The 19609-nt window shown below is 73.4% G+C and carries 16 protein-coding genes; 6 read left to right on the top strand and 10 right to left on the bottom strand.

The annotated features are described in order from the left end of the window. The first annotated feature begins 134 nt into the window (after nt 1-134). Nucleotides 135-3317, top strand: coding sequence for an ATP-binding protein (locus ACZ4UV_RS28395; RefSeq protein WP_467841625.1), 3183 nt, complete (start codon nt 135-137; stop codon nt 3315-3317). Here the strand turns inward: ACZ4UV_RS28395 and ACZ4UV_RS28390 are convergent. Further along, nucleotides 3295-4089, bottom strand: a complete 795-nt coding sequence (locus tag ACZ4UV_RS28390) for an ABC transporter permease (RefSeq protein WP_390049560.1) — start codon at nt 4087-4089, stop codon at nt 3295-3297. The two genes, ACZ4UV_RS28395 and ACZ4UV_RS28390, sit on opposite strands and share 23 nt — an antisense overlap. Continuing rightward, the gene (locus ACZ4UV_RS28385; protein ID WP_351491624.1) at nt 4086-5069 is read right to left on the bottom strand and encodes an ATP-binding cassette domain-containing protein; all 984 of its coding nucleotides are present in this window, start codon (nt 5067-5069) and stop codon (nt 4086-4088) included. Before ACZ4UV_RS28385 ends, ACZ4UV_RS28390 begins: the two co-directional genes overlap by 4 nt. Nucleotides 5070-5180: 111 nt before the next feature. Here ACZ4UV_RS28385 and ACZ4UV_RS28380 point away from each other — a divergent pair, with 111 nt between their 5' ends. From ACZ4UV_RS28380 to ACZ4UV_RS28365, 4 genes are all read left to right on the top strand, one after another. Continuing rightward, entirely contained in the window at nt 5181-6119 is a 939-nt protein-coding gene (locus ACZ4UV_RS28380; RefSeq protein ID WP_467841620.1) for a sulfite exporter TauE/SafE family protein, read from the top strand. Between the two features lie 78 nt (nt 6120-6197). Continuing rightward, a complete protein-coding gene (locus ACZ4UV_RS28375) occupies nt 6198-6566 on the top strand; it encodes a peptidoglycan-binding domain-containing protein (protein WP_390049554.1) in 369 nt (122 codons plus the stop codon). Between the two features lie 124 nt (nt 6567-6690). Continuing rightward, nucleotides 6691-7176, top strand: a complete 486-nt coding sequence (locus ACZ4UV_RS28370; RefSeq protein ID WP_390049552.1) for a cation:proton antiporter regulatory subunit — start codon at nt 6691-6693, stop codon at nt 7174-7176. Nucleotides 7177-7183: 7 nt separating this feature from the next. After that, nucleotides 7184-8416: a cation:proton antiporter gene (locus ACZ4UV_RS28365; RefSeq protein ID WP_451019872.1), complete on the top strand. Its 1233-nt coding sequence runs from the start codon at nt 7184-7186 to the stop codon at nt 8414-8416. A gap of 37 nt (nt 8417-8453) precedes the next feature. On the opposite strand, the gene ACZ4UV_RS28360 is transcribed toward ACZ4UV_RS28365, so the two are convergent. The 8 genes from ACZ4UV_RS28360 to ACZ4UV_RS28325 form a co-directional block, all read right to left on the bottom strand. Further along, nucleotides 8454-8996 (bottom strand): Pycsar system effector family protein, encoded by a 543-nt coding sequence (locus ACZ4UV_RS28360; protein ID WP_451019871.1) that lies wholly within the window; start codon nt 8994-8996, stop codon nt 8454-8456. Between the two features lie 135 nt (nt 8997-9131). Continuing rightward, nucleotides 9132-10427: a DUF4407 domain-containing protein gene (locus ACZ4UV_RS28355; RefSeq protein ID WP_451019870.1), complete on the bottom strand. Its 1296-nt coding sequence runs from the start codon at nt 10425-10427 to the stop codon at nt 9132-9134. Further along, on the bottom strand, nt 10420-11487 hold the full coding sequence (locus ACZ4UV_RS28350) for a hypothetical protein (RefSeq protein ID WP_451019869.1): 1068 nt from the start codon (nt 11485-11487) through the stop codon (nt 10420-10422). Before ACZ4UV_RS28350 ends, ACZ4UV_RS28355 begins: the two co-directional genes overlap by 8 nt. Next, on the bottom strand, nt 11484-13778 hold the full coding sequence (locus ACZ4UV_RS28345; RefSeq protein WP_451019868.1) for a hypothetical protein: 2295 nt from the start codon (nt 13776-13778) through the stop codon (nt 11484-11486). The genes ACZ4UV_RS28350 and ACZ4UV_RS28345 overlap by 4 nt, the downstream gene beginning before the upstream one ends. Further along, a complete protein-coding gene (locus ACZ4UV_RS28340; RefSeq protein WP_451019867.1) occupies nt 13771-14538 on the bottom strand; it encodes a hypothetical protein in 768 nt (255 codons plus the stop codon). The genes ACZ4UV_RS28345 and ACZ4UV_RS28340 overlap by 8 nt, the downstream gene beginning before the upstream one ends. 138 nt (nt 14539-14676) lie before the next feature. Then, complete coding sequence (locus ACZ4UV_RS28335) at nt 14677-15381, bottom strand: Crp/Fnr family transcriptional regulator (protein WP_451019876.1); 705 nt, start codon at nt 15379-15381, stop codon at nt 14677-14679. 196 nt (nt 15382-15577) lie between these two features. Further along, nucleotides 15578-16339, bottom strand: a complete 762-nt coding sequence (locus tag ACZ4UV_RS28330; RefSeq protein ID WP_467841612.1) for a TIGR03943 family putative permease subunit — start codon at nt 16337-16339, stop codon at nt 15578-15580. Next, nucleotides 16336-17370: a permease gene (locus ACZ4UV_RS28325; RefSeq protein ID WP_451019865.1), complete on the bottom strand. Its 1035-nt coding sequence runs from the start codon at nt 17368-17370 to the stop codon at nt 16336-16338. Before ACZ4UV_RS28325 ends, ACZ4UV_RS28330 begins: the two co-directional genes overlap by 4 nt. 171 nt (nt 17371-17541) lie before the next feature. On the opposite strand from ACZ4UV_RS28325, the gene ACZ4UV_RS28320 reads away from it, so the two are divergent. Then, on the top strand, nt 17542-19449 hold the full coding sequence (locus ACZ4UV_RS28320) for an NAD-binding protein (protein WP_467841805.1): 1908 nt from the start codon (nt 17542-17544) through the stop codon (nt 19447-19449). Nucleotides 19450-19609 lie beyond the last annotated feature (160 nt).

Here is a 19609-nt window from a genome sequence, read left to right as displayed (position 1 = left end):
TGTGTCCGGTGCGGCACCGTGGGGGCTGGTCGCGCAGTTCCTCCCCCAGCCTTCGGCTGGGGGTACCCCCAGCGCCCCTTACGGGGCGCTGCAGAACCGGAGCGGACTTCGCCGGACCCGCCTAGTCTGCACGGGTGACCGAGACCCCCGAGTTGACCCTGCTGCCCCGAGTCGCGTGCCGGGGGCGGGAGATCACCGCGCCGCGGCTGCGCGGGCTGCTGGCACTGCTCGCCGCGGACCTGCGCACCGGCTGCAGCACCGGGCGGCTGGTGGAGGGGCTGTGGCCGGACGAGCTGCCGGAGCGGCCGGGCAAGGCGGTGCAGATCCTGGTGTCCCGGCTCAGGTCGCAGCTGGGTGCCGAGCTGGTCGTGAGCACGCCGACGGGGTACCGGCTGGGGCTGGACGAGACCCAGGTCGACAGTTCCGCGCTGCTCGTGCACGAGGCGGCCGCCGCCGAGCGGGCGCGGGCCGGGGACCACGAGGGCGCCCTGGCGCGGGCCGAGGCGGGGCTGGCGCTGTGGGACGGGAGCGTGGGCGCCGGGGCGGACGAGGAACTGCACGACCCGGTGGCGGCGTTGCGGGCCGAGCGGCTGCGGGCGTACCGGGCGCTGGTGCGCTCGCACGCCCTCGCGCTCGCCCGGCTGGGCCGGCGGGCGGAGGCCACCGCACCGCTGACCGAGCTGAACCGGGAGCTGCCCCGGGACGAGGAGGTGCTGGCGGAGCTGCTGCGCTGCGAGGCCGCCGGCGCGGGGCGGGCCGCGGCGCTGACCCGGTACGACGGCTACCGGCGCCGGCTCCGGGACGAGCTGGGCAGTGATCCGGGGGCCCGGCTCCGGGCCGTGCACCAGGAGTTGCTGAGCGCGGAGGCGGCGCCGGTCCGGCACGGGGTGCCGCACGAGCCGAACCCGCTGCTGGGGCGGGACGCCGACATCGCCGCCGTGGCCGGGCTGCTGCGCGGCGCCCGGGTGGTCACCGTGGTCGGCCCCGGCGGGCTCGGCAAGACCCGTCTCTCGCACGCGGTGAGCCGGGCGGCCGAACAGTCCGTCGTCCACTTCGTGACCCTGGCCGGGGTCACCGACGACGACGTGGCGGACGAGGTCGCCTCGGCCGTCGGCGGCGGCGAGGGCGGCCGGCTCCCGGGCGGCGGCAAGGACGCGGTGAGCGGGATCGTCGCCGCGCTGGGTCCGGGCCCCGCGCTGCTGGTCCTCGACAACTGCGAGCACGTGGTGGCCGGCGCCTCCGCCCTCGTACAGGGGCTGGTGTCACGGTCGAAGGAGCTGCGCGTCCTGGCCACCAGCCGGGCCCCGCTCGGGCTGACCTCGGAGTCCGTGTACGCCCTGCCGGAGCTGTCCCTGGCGACCTCCGTCGAGCTCTTCGGGCAGCGGGCGCGGGCCGCCCGGCCCGGGGTGGAGCTGCCCGCCGACCGCGTCGCCGAGATCTGCCGGCACCTGGACGGGCTGCCGCTGGCGGTGGAGCTGGCCGCGGCCCGGGTGCGGGTGCTCTCCGTGGCCGACATCGCGCACCGGCTGCGGGACCGTTTCGCGCTGCTGCGCGGCGGTGCCCGGGACGCCCCCGAACGGCACCGCACGCTGCGGGCCGTGGTCGAGTGGAGCTGGAACCTGCTGGAGCCGCAGGGACGGGCGGCCCTGCGCGCGCTGTCGGTGTTCCCCGGGGGCTTCGACGTGACGGCGGCGGAGTACGTGCTCGGCTCCGGCGGGGCCGCCGACGGGGACGGCGACGCGATGGACCTGCTGGAGCAGCTGGCCGGCCAGTCCCTGGTCAAGGTCGGCGAGAGCGCCGCCGGGGTGCGGTTCCACATGCTGGAGACGCTGCGGGAGTTCGGCGCCGCCCGGCGGGCGGAGGCGGGTGAGGACGAGGCCGTCACGGGCCGGTTCCTCGCCTGGGCCCGGGACTTCGGCCGGGCCCACCACGCCGGGATGTACGGCACCGAGGCGCCGGACTCCTTCGACCGGGTCCGGGCCGAGCAGGACAACCTGGTCCTCGCGCTGCGGCACGCCCTGGCCCGCGCCGACGGTCCCGCCACCGCCGCCGTCACCGCCGTCCTGGCCTCCCTGTGGTCGGTCGGCAACAGCTACACCCGGTTCGTCACCCTCGCCGCCGAGACCGGCGTTCCGCTGTCCCACTTCCGCCCGGGAGCCGAGCACCCCGAGGACGTGGAGACGGCCCGGAGCGCGGCGGCGGTGTGCGCGGCCGGTCTCTTCATGGGCTACGGCCCGCACGCCGTACGCCAACTCGTCACGCTGCGCCGCCTGCCGCCCGCCCCGGCGGACACCGTGCCGCGGGCCCTGGCCGTCGTGCTGTGCGCGGTCCCGGACATGCGCCCGCCCGGGTACGCGCAGCTTGAGGAGCTGTGCGACGCCGACGAGCCCCTGCTGGCGGGCCTCGCGGCGGGTGTCGCCAGCTACCTGTGGGAGTCCGCGTACGAGACGGAACGCGCGCTCCGCTACGCGCGCCGGATGCTCGCGGCGGTGGGGCCGCTCGGCAATCCGGTCATGACGCTGCTCAGCCACGGCCGGATCGGCGAGCTGTGCCTCAAGACGGAGCGCGGCGCGGAGGCGTACGACCATCTCCGGGCCGCCGACGCGCTCGGTGAGGCCGGTACCTGGTCGGACGCGATCGGCGTCCGCTACGGGCTGGTCTCCGCCTGCCTGCAGCGCGGGGAGGTCGAGGAGGCGGAGTACTGGCTGGGCCGGGCCGCCCCGGACCGGCAGCCGGAGGCCGCCCAGGCCTTCAGCCCCGAACTGCTGCAGGCCCGGGCGGAGATCGCGCTGGCCCGGGGGCTGACCGAGGTCGGCCTCGGCCTGTGGCGGCAGGCGGCGGCCGGGATCCGGGAGGCCGGTGCGCTGACCCCGGACGATCCCTTCCTGGACTCGTGGTCGCTCCAGGTGCAGGCGGCCGCGCTCGCCGCGCACGCCCAGCACGGCCGGCTCGAGCCGGTGGCCGAGCTCGCCCGGCACCTGCGGGACCGCCTGCTCGGGATGCTGTCCGACGACGCTTCCGGCGCCGGGGACCTGCTGGAACTGCCGGTCTACGGCTCGGTGCTGCTCGCGCTCGGCCATGCCGGGCTGGCCCGGGGCGACACGGCGGCGGTACGGCTGCTGGCGCTGGCGGAGGTGCTGCCGGTGATGCGGGACCTGCCCACCCTCTCCTCGGCCAGGTCCCGGCAGGCGGCCGAGAACGCGGACGGGGCCGCGTACACCGACGCGAGGTCGGGGTACGCGGCCCTGGGGCGGGATCAGTTGCGGGCGGCGGCCCGGCAGGCGCTGCACGAGGTCACTGCCGGGGCTCGCGGCTGAACCGGGCCTTGGACCACAGGTAGCCGAGCACGGTCAGCCCGAGGCCCCAGCCGACGGCGAGCAGCGCGTTCCTCGTGCCGATCCCGCTGCCCAGCAGCAGACCGCGCAGGGTCTCGATGAAGGGCGAGAACGGCTGGTACTCGGCGAACCAGCGGAACCAGCCCGGCATGGCGTCCACCGGGACGAACGCGCTGGACAGGAACGGCAGCATCACCAGCGGCGTCCCGATGTTGCTGGCGCCCTCGGCGTTGGGGCTGATCAGGCCGATGCCGACCGCGAGCCAGGTCAGCGCGAGGCTGACCAGGGCCATCAGCCCGGCCGCGGCGAGCCACTCCACCGGCGACGCGTCGGGCCGGAACCCGATCGCGAGTCCGATGCCCAGGACCAGGACCAGGGCCATCATCGTCTGGATCACACTGCCGACCACGTGTCCGATCAGCACCGAGGCGCGGGAGATCGCCATGGTGCGGAACCGGGCCATGATGCCCTCGGTCATGTCGGTGGCCACGGACACGGCGGTGCCGAGCGAGGTCATGGCGGCGGTCAGGAAGAGGATGCCGGGGACGAGGTAGGCGACGTACTCGGACCGGTCGGCGTGGCCGCCGGTGATGCCGGCGCTCATCACGTTGCCGAAGACGTAGACGAACAGGAGCAGCAGGATGACCGGGGTGAGCAGGAGGTTGAGGGTGAGGGAGGGGTAGCGGCGGGCGTGCAGGAGGTTGCGCCGCAGCATGGTGAGGTTGTCGCGGAGGGCGTGGGAAGCGGTGCTCATCGGACGGTCTCCTTGTCGGTCGAAGCCACGGGGTTGCCCGTCAGGGCGAAGAACACGTCGTCCAGGTCGGGGGTGTGCACGGAGAGTTCGTCGGCCTCGATGCCGGCGGCGTCGAGCCAGTCGAGGATGGCGCGCAGCTCGCGCTGGGTGCCGCCGCTGGGGATCTGCAGGGCGAGGGCCTCGTCGTCCCGGGTGGTCTCGCGCAGTTCGGTCGCCGCCCGCTCGTAGGCCGCCGGGTCGGAGAACCGCAGCCGTACGTGACCGCCGGGCACCAGCCGCTTCAGCTCCCCGGCGCTGCCCTCGGCGACGAGCCGGCCGCCGTTGAGCACCGCGATGCGGTCGGCGAGCTGGTCGGCCTCGTCCAGGTACTGGGTGGTGAGGAAGACGGTGGTGCCGCCGGAGACCAGCTCGCGGATGATCTGCCACATGGTGTGGCGGGAGCGCGGGTCGAGTCCGGTGGTCGGCTCGTCGAGGAAGATGATGCGCGGGCGGCCGACCAGGGTCATGGCGATGTCGAGGCGGCGCTTCATGCCGCCGGAGTAGGTGGAGGCGGGCTTCCTCGCGGCCTCGGTGAGGTCGAAGCGCTCCAGCAGGTCGGCGGTGACCTGCCGTCCCTCCGGCTTGGAGAGGTGGTGCAGGTCGGCCATGAGGAGCATGTTCTCCTCGCCGGTGATCAGTCCGTCCACGGCGGAGAACTGGCCGGTGACCCCGATGGCGGCCCGTACCTTCTGGGCCTCGGCAGTGAGGTCGTGCCCGGCGATCCGGGCGGTGCCGGCGTCGGCGGAGATCAGGGTGGACAGGATGTTGACCGCGGTGGTCTTGCCCGCGCCGTTCGGCCCGAGGAGCGAGAAGACCGTGCCGGCCGGCACCCGGATGTCGATGCCGTCGAGGACGGTCTTGTCCCCGTAGGCCTTGCGCAGCCCGGTGGCCGCGATCGCGAGTTCGCGTTCGTCCCGTCGTTCGTGTTCGTTCGTCGTCATGCCGCAGAGCGTGCGGCCACGGCGGTTCAGCCTGGCTTCAGCCCGGTTTCAGCGGGGACAGGACGCGGTTCCATACATTTCCCATAGGAAAGGTGTCTAAGGTCCCCCACCATGGATTCCACCGTTCCGATCGTCATCGCGGGAGCCATGGTCGGCTTCGCCGTGGGGCTCACCGGCATGGGCGGCGGAGCGCTCATGACGCCGATCATGGTCATGGTGTTCGGGGTGAATCCCACCGCGGCCATCGGCAGCGACCTGGCCGCGTCCGTGTTCATGAAGCCGTTCGGCGCGCTGGTCCACCAGCGGGCCGGGACCGTCCGCTGGGACATCGTGCGCTGGCTGCTGCCGACCGCCGTCCCGGCCGCCTTCGGCGGGGTGTTCCTGCTCCGGGCGCTCGGCGACGGCGACGACCTTCAGCAGCGCGTCAAGTACGTCGTCGGTACGGCGCTGATGCTCGCCGTCGCCGGCATGCTCGCCCGGATGTGGCTCGACCACCGCCGCACCACCGCCGACGGCCCGGACGGTTCGGCCGGCGAGGACGCGCACGTTCCCGTACGGCCCGTGGCCACGCTGCTCATCGGGCTGGTGGGCGGCGTGATCGTCGGGATGACCTCGGTCGGCTCGGGCTCCCTGATCATCGTGATGCTGATGCTGGCCCATCCGCGGCTCAGGGCCAACCATCTCGTCGGCACGGACCTGGTGCAGGCCATCCCCATGGTGGCCGCGGCCGCCCTCGGCCACCTGCTCGTCGGCGACGCCGACCTGGGGCTCGCGGCGACGCTCCTGATCGGTGCCGTTCCCGGGGTGCTGCTCGGCTCCCTCGTCTCCAGCCGGGTCGCCGGATCCACGGTGCGCTGGGCCCTGGTCGTGCTGCTCACCGGGTCCGGGCTTGCGATGCTGAAGGCGTCGTCCACCGTCGTCCTGCTCGGCTGCCTGGCCATGACGCTGCTCGGCGCGCTCACCGCCGTACGCGACCGGCGCTCGGCCCGCCGCGGGGCCGCGGATACGGCGGAAGCACCGGAGACGGCGGGCGTCCCCGGCTCCAGGTGACCGCCGGCTCCCGACTCGCGGAGGTCACCGCCCGCGCGCGACCATGGTCGGAAGTCGAGTCGGCCCTGAGGAGCGGGCATGAGACGGAACCGACTGCTCACTTCGGCCGCGCTGCTGGGCGCGGCCGTCGCCCTGGGCCCCGCGCTGCCCCACACCGCGGCGGCCGCCTCCGGCCCGGCATGTTCCTACGTGGCGGCGGACTACCGGCCGACGCTCGGATACGGCGCCACCGGAGCCGCGGTCAGGCAGGCGCAGTGCCTCAGCAACGCGTGGGGCGGGCAGCCGCCCAGGCTCACCACCGACGGGGTCTACGGCACGGTCATGCAGAAGAAGATCGAGTGGATCCAGACCTGCCACGGCCTGCCGGCGAGCGGGGTCGTCGAGGGCCGCACCTGGCACGTGCTGTACCACCCGGCCCTGGACTGCTACGTCCCCTACCCGTCCTGACCGCTCTCCTGACCGCTCCCCCTGCCCGGCCCGTCCCCCCGTCTCCTCCGCCTCCCCGTTAGGGTGTTGTTAAAGAAAGGACAAAGAACCAGCGGGACGAGACGACGAGACAGGGGAGACAGCCTTGGGGGCTCCACGCCTGAGCAGGACGCCGTTGCCGGGAATCGGGGTGCGTTACGACCTCGCCACGCGCGAGCAGGGCCGGGTGTCCGTGGTCGCGCACCGGGACGGTTCACGGATCCTGAGCGCCTACCACCGGGACGACCCCGACGCCTGCGCCCTGTCGCTGCGGCTGTCCTCGGGGGAGACGGCGGCGCTCATCGACGCGCTGATGCCGACGCACCACAGCCCGAACCTGCTCTCCACCACCGACCTGGGGCTGGTGGCCGAGCGGATCGAACTCCCCGCCACCTCGTACTGGAACGGCCGGCTGCTCGGCGAGACACGGATGCGGACCGAGACGGGGGTGTCCATCGTCGCCGTGCTGCGCCGCGCCGAGGCGGTCCCCTCCCCCACGCCCGGTTTCCGCCTGGCGGGCGGCGACACGCTCATCGTCATCGGCACCCGTGAGGGCGTCGACGCGGCCGCCTCCATACTCGGGCGGGAGTGAGGCCGCCGTGCACGACTCCGCCGTGTTCCTGATCGAGTTCGGTGCGATCATCCTCGGCCTCGGCCTGCTGGGCCGGCTCGCCGGGCGCCTCCGCTTCTCGCCCATCCCCCTCTACCTGCTGGCCGGGCTCGCCTTCGGCGAGGGCGGGCTCTACCCGCTCGGCACCAGCGAGGAGTTCGTCGCGATCGGCGCCGAGATCGGCGTCGTACTGCTGCTCCTCATGCTGGGCCTGGAGTACACCGCCAGCGACCTCGTCTCCAACCTCAGGACGCAGTACCCGGCGGGCCTGGTCGACGCCGCGCTGAACGCGCTGCCCGGCGCCGCGATGGCCCTGCTGCTCGGCTGGGGCCCGGTGGCGGCCGTAGTGCTGGCCGGCGTCACCTGGATCTCCTCGTCCGGGGTGATCGCGAAGGTGCTCGGGGACCTGGGACGGCTCGGCAACCGGGAGACCCCGGTGATCCTGAGCATCCTGGTCCTGGAGGACCTCTCCATGGCCGTCTACCTGCCGATCCTCACCGCGCTGCTGGCGGGCGCCGGCCTGGCGGCGGGCAGCCTGACGCTGGCGGTCGCCCTCGGGGTCGCCGGGCTGGTCCTGCTGATCGCCGTCCGGTACGGCAGGCACATCTCCCGGTTCGTCTCCAGCGACGACTCGGAGAAGCTGCTCCTGGTGGTGCTGGGCCTGACCCTGCTGGTCGCGGGCATCGCGCAGAAGCTGCAGGTCTCCGCCGCGGTGGGCGCCTTCCTGGTCGGCATCGCCCTCTCCGGCGAGGTGGCCGAGGGCGCCCACCACCTCCTCGCGCCCCTCCGCGACCTGTTCGCCGCCGTCTTCTTCGTCTTCTTCGGCCTGCACACCGACCCGTCGAGCATCCCGCCGGTCCTGCTGCCCGCGCTCGCCCTGGCGGCCGTCACCACGCTGACGAAGATCGCCACCGGCTACTGGGCCGCGAAACGCGCCGGGATCTCGGCCAAGGGCCGCTGGCGGGCGGGCGGCACCCTGGTCGCCCGCGGCGAGTTCTCCATCGTCATCGCGGGCCTCGCCGTCACCGCCGGCATCGAACCCTCCCTGGGCCCCCTGGCCACCGCCTACGTCCTCATCCTCGTCGTCCTCGGCCCCCTCACCGCCCGCTACACCGAACCCCTGGCCCGCCGCCTCACCCGCCGGACGGACGCCGAGCAGCCCCTCCCCCTGCCGGCCCCGGCCACCCCGGTCGACGACCAGGACACGGTCGGCCGGACGTGACCGGGGGCCCGCGGCGGCCCGCGCCCGAGCCGACCCGCTAGGTCGACGCCCCGGTCACTATCCCCAGCAGGGTGAGCGTGAAGAAGGCCGTGCCCCAGGCCAGAGCCAGGCGTATGCAGCGGTACTTGGTCCAGGTGATCCGGGACAGTGCGGCCAGCTGGGTCAGGTCCCGGGACAGGGGGTCGGTGCGGCGGACGGTGTGTTCCAGCTGCGCCGCCGACCTCGCCAGCCGCACGTCACCGAAGTAGTGCGTGCGGGCGGGGCGGGGGCTTCCCAGCCGTGGGGCCACGGCCAGGCCCAGCAGCACGAGTGCCGGTACGCAGGCGGCGGAGCCCACCCAGATGAGCAGCTGGGGGACGACCGGGTAGAGGCGGGGGGCGATGATGCCGCTGCCGACGGCGCCCAGCAGGGCGGTCAGGGCCGCGCCCAGGGACGCCAGGAGCAGACCCGCCTTGTTGTCGGCCCGTACGAGTTCCTCACGTGCCTCGGACAGCAGGACTCTGGCGAGTGCCGCGCCGCCGTCGGTGGTCGCGGTGCCGGTGCCCGGGTCCGGGCCCGTACCGCCTCCGGATGTGGTCATGGTCCCCCTTCTGTTCCGTCGTTCCTGTTGCGTCGTTCCTGTTCCGTCGTTCCTGTTGCGTCGGTGTACGTCGGTGCCGGACGGCCGCCCCGGGGTCCGGGGCGGCCGTGGTGCCGGGTGTCCGATGCGGGTGCGTCAGACCGTCGACGAGCGGCGGATCTCGTCCTCCAGCGCGTTCACCGCCTGGCGGACCCGGATGTTCATCGCCGCCGTGTGCTCCCGGAAGGCCGCCTCCGACTCGGCACGGTGGCGCCGGACCTCCTGCTCGATGGCGTCCTGGGCCATCTCCAGGTCCGCGAGTGCCCGGCGCTCGGCGAGCCGCACCTGTTCGCCGTGGATTTTGACCGCGCTGTTGCTCTCGCCGGTGAGCATCAGGTCGTACGCGGTCTCGCCGGTCAGGTACTTCACCAGCACGGGAAGCACGTCGAGGAGGACGAACAGCAGGCGGACCAGCCAGATGCCCACGAACAGCACCGGGTTCCCGCTCGCCAGCTCGTCGAGTGCCCGGATGCGTTCGAGGACCCCGATCTCCTTCTGTTTGGCACGCTCCTCGGCCACCCGCCGCACGATGCCGTCGTCCCGGGCCTTGAGGAACGCGCTCCGGGACGAGGTCAGTTCACCCTCGATCTTCGAGATGCGGGTGTTCATGCCGGCGAGCCGCCGCTCGTTCTGGGCGGTGCGGTGGGTGGTCCGGTAGTCCTGTGCCTTGTCGCGCAGCCGCAGGCATTCGGACGTCCGCTGGTACAGGCCGGTCGCGGCGATCCGGACCAGCCGGCGGCACTCGTCCCGCACCTCGGAGTCGATGGCCTCCAGCCTGGTGGTGTCCTGGTCGACCCGCTTCTGCAGGGTGGCGGCGTCCGAGCGCAGGGCGTTCAGTTCGTCGACCCGGTCGCCGGGCGTCGCGCCGAAGGAGAGGACGTACCTCGTGCCGCAGCCCGCGGGAGCGACCGTCCGCGTCGTGGCCGGCACGGGGTTGCAGCGCACCAGGTTCGTGCGCAACTCGTCGACGGTGTCGGTGCGTTCGTCCTGGACGCGTTCCTCGATGGCCGTCTGGAAGATGCGCAGCACCAGCGGTTCGGCGATCACCGCGCCGAGCATCAGGGCGACCAGCAGCCGGGTGAGGAGGGGGCCGAGCCGACGCCGTGCGTTCGGCTGCGGTGTGACCAGCCAGCGGTCCAGGTTGAGCACGAACAGCATCCAGATGGCCGTCGGCAGCAGGGCCACGACGGAGATCCTGCCGAGCGCCTCGGTCGCGAAGTTCCACATGGAGAACGCCGCGATGACGGAGGTGCCGAGCACCACCCCGCCCAGCGACGTGTACTTGCTCCGCTCGTACCGGACCCTGGACAGCAGCTCCTCGTCGACGCCGGTCAGGGTACGCAGCCCGCGTGCGGCGCCGGGGCCGATGCGGTGTCTCGGGAAGTCAGTCAACGAGGTCGTCCTCGTCCTTGACGAAACCCCCCTGCGGGTCGTGCTCCCGGCCCGCTGCCGCCCGGCCGGGGCGGCCCTGGCCCGACTCGACCATGCGGGCGGTGTCCGCGGCGGCCCCGATGCCGGGTGCGGCCTGGCCGCCCATCTCCCGCAGGACCTGGTCCAGCATCTGGTGGTAGTCGACGTACTCGCTGCCGGCCGCCTGCCGCAGCAGGGTCAGCAGCATCTCGCGGCGGAGCTGCGCGTCCGTGGTCTCCAGCAAGCGGGCGTGGGCCCGCTCCTCCGCCTCGGCCTGGTGACGGCGGGCCGCCTCCTCCCCGGTGGCCCGGTGGATGCGGGCCGCCACCTCCGTGACGTCGATCTCCTGGCGGGCGATGCCGAAGGCGTCCACGTGGTCGGATCCCTGGGAGAGCAGTTCCGCGATCCGGCGTGCGTCCTGCGTCTCGAAGTCCCGCTGTCCCTTGCGCAGTTCCCAGGAGCGCCGCTCGTCGCGGAGCTTCTGCTCCCAGTCGCGCAGGTCGTCCGAGGCGTACACCTCGGCGTTGACGAACTCGACGCTCATGCCCGCGACCCGCGGCGGCACGATCGCGCTGTAGGCGGTCATCCGGTGGCCGGCCTCGGTGCGCACCGCGTTGATCTCCTCCACGCGGTGCCCGGCGCTCACTCGCGGCAGGTCGCTGTCGCCCAGCAGATAGGCGCGCAGCGGCACGGTGACGTCGATGATGCCCTGCCGGGCGATGACGGTCGGGTCGGTCACCTGGCAGGTGAAGGACGCCCGCATCGTGAAGTTGTCCGCCTCGCTGACCGAGGGCAGCGGGCGCTCCACGTCGACCAGGCGGGCCCTGGTGTCGACGATGCTGACGGAGGAGGCGTCGAGCACGTCCGGGTGGGACGGGTCGAAGACCATGCCCTCGGGGAAGGTGCGGTAGTTCCCGCCGACCCTGAAGACGTGCACCGCGCCCGGCGGCAGCGGCGGTACGTCGTCGCGGCGGCGGCGCCGAGACCACCAGGTGCCCTGGACCGTGGCCAGGATGTGCTCGGCTATGACCGGGTAGTTCACTTGCTTCGGCCTCCTTGAGCGGAAGTGAAGGGACGGGTGGACGTGAGGGGCGCGGTGGCGCGCCGGTGGTCGGCCGGTGTCCGGCCGCGCAGGGAGCCGATGAGCACCTGCGCCAGCTGCTGGGCACCGGGGATCGCGTGGTCGGGGTGGCGCAGCGCGATGGACAGGTGGCGGCCGAGTGCCGCCCACTGCCGCTCGGTCATGGCGTTCCGCATGACGTCGCCGAGTTCGCGTACGGCGCCGGTGACGGACGGGTCGTCCCGCAGCTGCACCAGGGTCCGGCACAGCGCGGTGACCGCCCGGCTCCGGTTGCTGCTGTGCAGGACGTCGGCCCACAGGGATCCGAGATGCCGGACGCTGTCCGGAACGGTGCGCAGCAGTGCCGCGGTGACGGGTTCGGCGGCGGCGTCCAGCCGGCTCGCCTCCAGGAGCTGGACGGCGGCCCTGAGGGCGATCGACCGCTCCCGGGAGCCCGGCGCGGACTTCACGACGACGGTGCGTACGAACCGGAGGATCAGCAGGGCCCGCGCCGGGTCGGCTTCGGCGGTCTGCAGCAGCAGGACCAGGGAGCGGCGGGCCGAGAACGCGACCCGTTCGCCGCGGTTGGCCAGGAACCACAGCGTCTTGAGCGCCTCCAGGCGGTAGAGCGAGCCCAGCCTGCCGGTCAGCGCCATGGCCGCCGTCACCGCACGGCCGGGGCCCCGGTTGTCCACCCAGCTGATGACGGTGCTCAGGGCCTGCGGGGCGAGATGCTCGACGTCGCACATGAACTGGAGGGTCAGCGCGGCGGTCACCCGCTGGCTGGTGATGCCGTCGGACCACACCGTCAGCAGGTTCTCGTCGACCTCGACCAGCGCGTACCGGGCCAGGAGCGCCACGCCCCGGGCCACCTCGGTCCGGGTGTCCAGGTCGCCGTGCAGGGCCAGTTCGCCCAGCCACCGGCGCAGCGGGTACCAGAGTTCGTAGCCGTAGAGGTCGTACAGCTCCGCGATGACGAGTTCGCGGATCCGCGGCGAGGTGAAGACGACGCACCGCTCGCTGCGGCCCGCGCCCCGGCTCGGTCTGAGCCGGAACTCGGTCGTCACGAGCTCCACCGCGCGTTCCCGCCACCGGGCCCGGGACTGCCGGGCCACGGCGCCGGTCAGCGGCGCGGCGGCCGGGCCGGCCGGCTCCGCGGCCGGCGTCTCGCCGCTCTGCTCCCAGTTGCGCACCTGAGCCGCGAGGGCAGCGCACTCCTTCTCCAGCGTGCGCTCCGGGATGCCCTCCAGGAACGCCAGGGCCGCGAGCGCGAGCAGGTCGTCCGCGTCCGGCCGCCTGCCGAACCATTCCCGGACCTGCTCGCGGTGCCGGTCCCGCAGGATGTCCAGCGCCGCCTCGGCGCCCGACCGGGACAGGGCCACGGCCGCCGCGACCACGTCCGCCGGGCGGCGCTGTTCGCCGACCCGCTCCAGCAGTTCCCTCTCGGTCTCCGGCGCGAGGCCGGCGTGCGGCAGCCGCGCCCTGCAGTGCTCGAACAGCTCCCCGGGGTCGGGGGCCTGCCACGGCACGCAGTAATCCCGCAGCGCCAGCCGCCGGCTGGCCGCGTCGTCGGCCGTGATCACGAGGTACGACCCCTTGCGGCCGAGTTCCTCGCCGAGCCGCCCGATCTCGTACGTCTGCACGGCCTCGGGGCGCAGCTCGCCCACGTAGTCGAGGATGACGTACCCCTGCCCCGGCCTGAGCTCGCGTGAACCGGCCAGTTCGGCGAGGGCGTTGGCGGGCGACAGGCTGCGCAGCCCGGCCTCCTCGCCGAGGACCGTCCTGAGCAGGGCGAGGGCGCCCGCGCCGCGGCCGCAGTTGTCCTGGCCGGTCAGCACGACGAGGGCGTTCTCGCGCAACGTGCCGAGCGCGTCGTCGAAGCAGGGCCGCGGCGGGACGTAGAACCGCAGGGCCCGGTCCGTCTCCCCGGGCTCGATGGTGCCGGGCGAGAGGCCGGGAGCCGAGGCGGCGCCGAAGCCGAACGCGGCCCCCGAGGCGTCGACGACGCCGTAGAAGTTGTTGTTGACGAGCTGCTGGACGCGGCGCAGATCGTCGTAGCCGCGGTCGTCCTCCTCCCGCTCGTCCTGCTCCCTGCGCCGCTCGGCGGCCCTCTCGTCCGCGCCGAGGTCCGAACGGAGCGGCTCCCCAGGCACCTCGGGCACCTCTTGCGCACCGCCGCTCGCACCGCCCGCGCCGTCCGGCAGGGGCGGCACACCGTCCTCGCCGACGGGCGGTACGGCGGGCACGTCGTCCGGGTCGGAGAGGTCAGCCACCGGAGCTCCCGAAGCCGAAGACGGCGCCCCGGGCGTCCACGGAGCCGGTCACGTGGGTGACGTTGACCTGGTGCGCCCGGTACTCGTGGGTGGCGCCGGTGCCCGCTGTGCCCGCGGCGGCCGGACCGGGCCGGTCCGCCGCGGGCTCCCCCGACACCGGAGCCGCGGGTTTCCCCGATCCCGCGGTTCCGGGTTCCTGTGAGGCGGTGGCGGCCGTGGTGCCGAGCGTGGGCACGCGCAGCCAGGCCGAGGCCTCGTACTCCTTCACCCGGACGGTGACCTGGGTGAAGTCCGCCGTGGTCAGGGTGGTGTGACCGCCCGCCACCAGCGACCGGTAGACGTCGTCGGAGAGCAGCAGCGCCAGGTCCGCGTCCGGGTGTGCGGCCAGGGCGTCGTAGAGCGGGCGCGCGGTCAGCAGACGGGCCGTGGCCACCACGGCCGAACCCGCGAAGCCGTTTTCGGCCAGCTCCACCAGCCCCTGGTGGATCGCGGCGCGCAGCCGCATCCGGGCCTCGGGCACCCGCTGGGCGTTGTGGTGGCGCAGCTCGGCGACGAGGTGGCGGACGTAGTCGTCGACCAGCCGCGGCTCGCCGCCGTCCTGCCGGATCACCGCGAGCTGTTCGTCGCCCGTGCGCTGGATCTGCCACGCGGAGCGGTCCAGGCCCGCGCCCTTCGCGGCGCGGTCCAGGAGCCGTGGCAGGTCATGCTGGAACTCGGACTGGTTGCGATCGTTCTTGCTGCCGTAGGCCTGTGCGTCCACGGCTATGCAGGTACAGGGACAGAACCCGGGCCACTCAGCCACCCGATCATTTCCTCTCTCGGCAGGACATGGGCGGACACCGCCCACGAAGTGCTGTCCGAGAGGCTAGGAGAGAGCGCGCGAGGTGATCCCGTACCACTACGGGTTGTCGGCAACGACTTTGGCGAATTCAAGCAGTTTCGGAACGTCACAGATGGTTATGTTGCGGTAACTGCGCTCCACCAGTCCCATGGCCGTCAGAGTTGCCAGATTCTTTTCGGCCGTGGTGAGACGGAGGCCTGCCAGTGACGCGAGTTCCGTCTGGGTGAGCGTCACCCCGAGGACGCACCGCTTTCCGTCGCCGTCCGGCGTGGGCTGCGCGTAGGCCCGGCTCAGCTCGGCCAGCACCCGGGCCAGCCGGGTCAGGGAGTCGTAGGCCTGGAAGTCGATCCGGCGCCCGTTGGCCCAGCGCAGCCGGGCGCAGAGCATGTGCAGGATGGCCCGCATGGCGTCCGGGTGCCGGGTGAGGAAGGTCTCCAGCGTCCGCACCTGGACGATGTGCGCGGTCACGTCACTGCAGGCGATCACGGTGCCGGAGCGGGGGCGCTCCTCGAAGGCCGCCATCTCGCCGACCAGGTCGCCCGCTATGCGGACGGCGAGCAGCATGTCGTATCCGCTCTCCGCGCTGGCGACGACCTTCACGACACCGCTCGTGATCAGCAGGACGTGCCGGCTCTCGTCGCCCTGCTGCAGCAGGGTGCGGTGTGCCGGATAGCTGATGGGAGTGGACTGCGCGAGCAGTTCCGCACATGTCGTGTTCCGTAACCGGCCGAGAAAAGTGGACGGCGCCCACCCGTGATTCACCAGCAACCCCCGACGATCCCGCTCCGTGACGCGGCGCCCCGTTCAAGCGCCCGACCATGCTGCCGTCGAGGGGGGTCGCGGCCGACAGGCATGACAGCATGTGGCCTGTTTTTCGCGCTTCACAGCCGGAATTGACCGAATGGGTATTACTTAAAGACGAGATGTGGTCGACCACTGCAGCAGACGGCTCCGGGTGTCAGTTGTTCCAGGTCTCGTCGTACGGGTCGGCCGGGGTCGGGATCGGCTTGGCGTCGGTGACCTGGAGGTACGGGATCGGGCCGTTGTTCACCGGGTCGCGGGTCTCGCGGGCGGTGTACGTGCCCGTCACCTGGAGCCAGGCGTCCGGCTGGAGGACCGGGGGGATCTTCCCGGTCAGGGCCACCTTCACCGGCTGGGCGTCCGCCGCGCAGCAGTTCAGCGCCATGCGGACGAGATACGGGGTGCCGGCCGAGTCGACGGCCACGAAGCCGGCGATCCGGACCTGGTGGCCGGCCACCGAACGCCCGTGGTCGTACACGGCGCGGCCCGCGTAGTCGACCAGGTTGAGCGGTATCGGGTCGGACTTCGTCAACTTGTTGTAGCCGTACGGCTGTTGCAGGGCCGTACCGGTGCGCATCGCGCTGTAGGAGCCGAGTGCGGGCGGCGCGATGAGGATCAGGGCGAGGAGCGGGAGGACCAGCAGCCAGGAGATGCGGGGTTCGCGGTGCACGTGCCCCTCGGGCGCGGCCTCCGTCACGGATTCCTGCACTGCCTCCCGCGCGGCCTCCTTCCGGCTGCGGGCGCGCTTCCACTCGTACCACGCCGTCGCCAGCGCCGAGACGATCAGGACCGCGCCCGCCGCCAGCAGCAACGGCTGCAGACCCGCCTTGACGTAACGGAGATACAGGTCGGTCATGCCCGCGTGCAGCAGGGCCGCCCCCACCAGGAACATCACCGCCGCCTGCGCCTGCCGGTTCACAGCAGCACCGCCCCGGTCAGGACCGCGCCCGCGATCGCCGCCGCGAAGGTGGCCGGGGCGAAGCGCAGGGCGAAGCCGCGGCCGAAGGTGCCGGCCTGCATCGCGAAGAGCTTGAGGTCGATCATCGGGCCCACGATCAGGAAGGCCAGCTTCGCGGTGAGCGAGAACTGGGTGAGGGAAGCCGCCACGAACGCGTCCGCCTCCGAGCAGATGGACAGGAGTACGGCCAGCACCGACAGGGCGAGGATCGCGACCACCGGGTTGGCGGCCGCCGTGCGCAGCCACTCCGCCGGGGCCACCGCCTTCAGCGTCGCCGCCGCCATCGCGCCGAGCACCAGGAAGCCGCCCGCCTGCATGGTGTCGTGCCGGACCGAGGACCAGAACGCCTCCCCCTTGGTCTCGCCCTCGTGGTGCGCGTGCGCCGGCAGCCGCAGCCAGTCGGTGCGGCCGAGCCGCTGCCACAGCCAGCCCATCGCGCACGCCACCAGCAGGCTGCCGGCGAACCGGCCCACCACCATCTCCGGGTTGCGCGGGAACGCGACCGCCGTCGCCGTCAGCACGATCGGGTTGATCGCGGGCGCGGAGAGCAGGAACGCGATGGCCGCGGCCGGGGTGACACCCCGCCGGACCAGGGCGCCGGCCACCGGGACCGACGCACACTCGCAGCCCGGCAGGACCACCCCGGCCAGGCCCGCGACCGGTACCGCGAGGGCGGGATGGCCGGGCAGGGCACGGGCGAAGAAGGAGGGCGGGACGAAGACCGCGATCGCCGCGGAGAGCAGCACGCCGAGGACGAGGAACGGGAGCGCCTGGACGACCACCGCCACGAACACGGTCATCCAGCTCTGCATCACCGGCTTCGACAGCGCGCCGCGCACCGGGCCCTGGAACACCACGACCAGGAGGAGGAGCAGGGTGAGGGCCAGCGGGGAGTTGAGGTGCCAGCCCTCCCGGTCGGGCGGGGTGTCGGCGCCGGGGGCCCCGTCCGCGGGCGCGGCGCCGGGCGGGGCGGCTTTCTCGGTGATGGCCACGGGTCGGATACCTCCGGCACTTCGGTCAGATCCGGGATTATGCTCCCTCCCCCTCCCTACGGTCGGTCGGGGGCGGCTGTTCACTTCGTTGTTGGAACCATGCGTTGCGTTGGGGCAGTCTTTTCCCTCGTGGCGAGCGTTCCGTATCAGGGTGGTGGGGCCCCGGCGTCCATGGTGGTGTGCGGGGACGACGGACTCGCGCACCGGCTGGCCGCCGAGTTGCGCACGGTCTACGGCGAACAGGTCACCCTCGTCGTACCGCCGAACGTGCGCATCGCCCGGCCGCCGGTCGTCGGACGCGCCCGGGCCGCCTCGGCCGCGCTGTTCGACCGGGTGGTCAGTGCGACCGTGGGCCGGACGGGCGGGAACGGCGGCAGCGGCGGTGGCGGTACCGGTGCCGGTGCGGTCTCCGGTGGCGGTGAAGGGCCGCGCGGGGAACGGGTGCTGGAGGCCGACGAGGCCAGTGAGGCGGTGCTCGCCGAGGCGGGGGTGGAGCGGGCCGCCGCGCTCGCGCTCGTGTACGACGACGACGAGACCAACATCCGGGCCGCCCTCACCGCCCGCCGGCTGAATCCGCGGCTGCGGCTGGTGCTGCGGCTGTACAACCGGCGGTTGGGGGCGCACATCGAGGAACTCCTCGACCAGGCGGCCGCGTTGGCGATCGGGGACGCGGACGGCAGCGGAAGCGGCGCGGTGGGGGACGCCTCCACGATCGTGCTGTCCGACGCCGACACCGCCGCGCCGGCGCTCGCCGCCACCGCGCTCGCCGGGCGCGGCAAGGTCATCCATACGGACGGTCTGGTGCTGCGGGCGGTGGATCTGCCGCCGGGTGCCGGTGCGGGGCAGGACGCCGTCGAGCGGGGGCTGTTCCCGCTGGCGCTGCTCTCGCCGAACGGCACCGGGCCCGAACCGGCCGAGGGCGGCCGGGAGGAGCGGGGGCCGCGGCTGCTGCCGGACGACGAGCAGGTACGGGCCGCGGGCGAGCGTGGCGTGATGGTGCTGGAGCACGTGTCGTCGTCGGCGGGGGCGGCGGAGCCGGCCGGGCGCGGGGTGGGGGTCGTACCCCCGCTCGCCTCGCTGTTCTCGCGGCGGCTCAGGTGGTCGCTGTTCGGGAGCGTGGGGTGCGTGGTCGCGCTCGCGGTCGCGTTGTCGGTGGTGACGCACATGCATCCGGTGCGGGCCTTCTACTACACGCTCCTCGACCTGTTCGCCATCGACGACCCCGCGATCGGGGCGCCGGTCGGCCGGCAGATCCTGCAGCTGCTGTCGGGGCTGGTCGGGTTGCTGCTGCTGCCGGTGCTGCTGGCGGCGGTGCTGGAGGCGCTCGGGACCTTCCGCACCGCGTCCGCGCTGCGCAAGCCGCCGCGGGGGCTGGGTGGGCATGTGGTGCTCCTCGGGCTGGGGAAGATCGGCACGCGGGTGCTGACGCGGTTGCGCGAGCTGCACGTGCCCGTGGTGTGCGTCGAGGCCGATCCCGAGGCGCGCGGGCTGGCGGTGGCGCGGCGGCTCCGGGTGCCGGTGGTGCTCGGGGACGTGACCCAGGAAGGGGTCCTGGAGGCCGCCAAGATCCATCGGGCGCAGGCGCTGCTCGCGGTGACCAGCGCGGACACGACGAACCTGGAGGCCGTGCTGTACGCGCGGTCCGTGCGGCCCGATCTGACGGCGGTGCTGCGGCTGTACGACGACGACTTCGCGACCGCCGTGTACCGGACGCTGCGGGCGGCGCATCCGCATGCGATCACCCGGAGCCGGAGTGTCTCGTACCTGGCGGCGCCGTCCTTCGCGGGGGCGATGCTGGGGCGGCAGATCCTCGGGGCGATCCCGGTGGAGCGGAAGGTGCTGCTGGTGGCGGTGGTGGAGGTGGGCGGACATCCGCAGTTGGAGGGGCGGACGGTGGCGGGGGCGTTTCGGGCGGGGGCGTGGCGGGTGCTGGCGCTCGAGGGCCGACAGGGGGTTGCGGCGGGGGAGTACGTGTTGCGGGGTGGGGACCGGGCGGTGGTGGTCGCCACCCGGAGGGGGCTGGCGGAGCTGTCCGGCCGCCGGGTGCCGCCCACCCACCCACCCGACTCGCTCGGTTGAGAGGTGGGGTGGATGGGCTGGGGTGGAGCACCCACGTGCGGCCGGGCGGGGGCTGAGCGCGCAGTTCCTCCCCCAGCCTTCGGCCGGGGGTACCCCCAGCGCCCCTGACGGGGCGCCTGAGTGCCGCGTGCTCAGCAGTGCCCTGCGCCCCTTACGGGGC

The organism is Streptomyces sp. NPDC028289 (assembly GCF_055565975.1).
This window is presented reverse-complemented; position numbering and strand designations above follow the sequence as displayed.

Excerpts from the sequence above, each read along its gene's own strand:
- ACZ4UV_RS28380 (WP_467841620.1), top strand. The coding sequence starts at position 5,181 with ATGGATTCCACCGTTCCGATCGTCATCGCGGGAGCCATGGTCGGCTTC.
- ACZ4UV_RS28375 (WP_390049554.1), top strand. The coding sequence starts at position 6,198 with ATGAGACGGAACCGACTGCTCACTTCGGCCGCGCTGCTGGGCGCGGCC.
- ACZ4UV_RS28385 (WP_351491624.1), bottom strand. The coding sequence starts at position 5,069 with ATGACGACGAACGAACACGAACGACGGGACGAACGCGAACTCGCGATC.
- ACZ4UV_RS28320 (WP_467841805.1), top strand. The coding sequence starts at position 17,542 with ATGGTGGTGTGCGGGGACGACGGACTCGCGCACCGGCTGGCCGCCGAG.
- ACZ4UV_RS28360 (WP_451019871.1), bottom strand. The coding sequence starts at position 8,996 with ATGACCACATCCGGAGGCGGTACGGGCCCGGACCCGGGCACCGGCACC.
- ACZ4UV_RS28390 (WP_390049560.1), bottom strand. The coding sequence starts at position 4,089 with ATGAGCACCGCTTCCCACGCCCTCCGCGACAACCTCACCATGCTGCGG.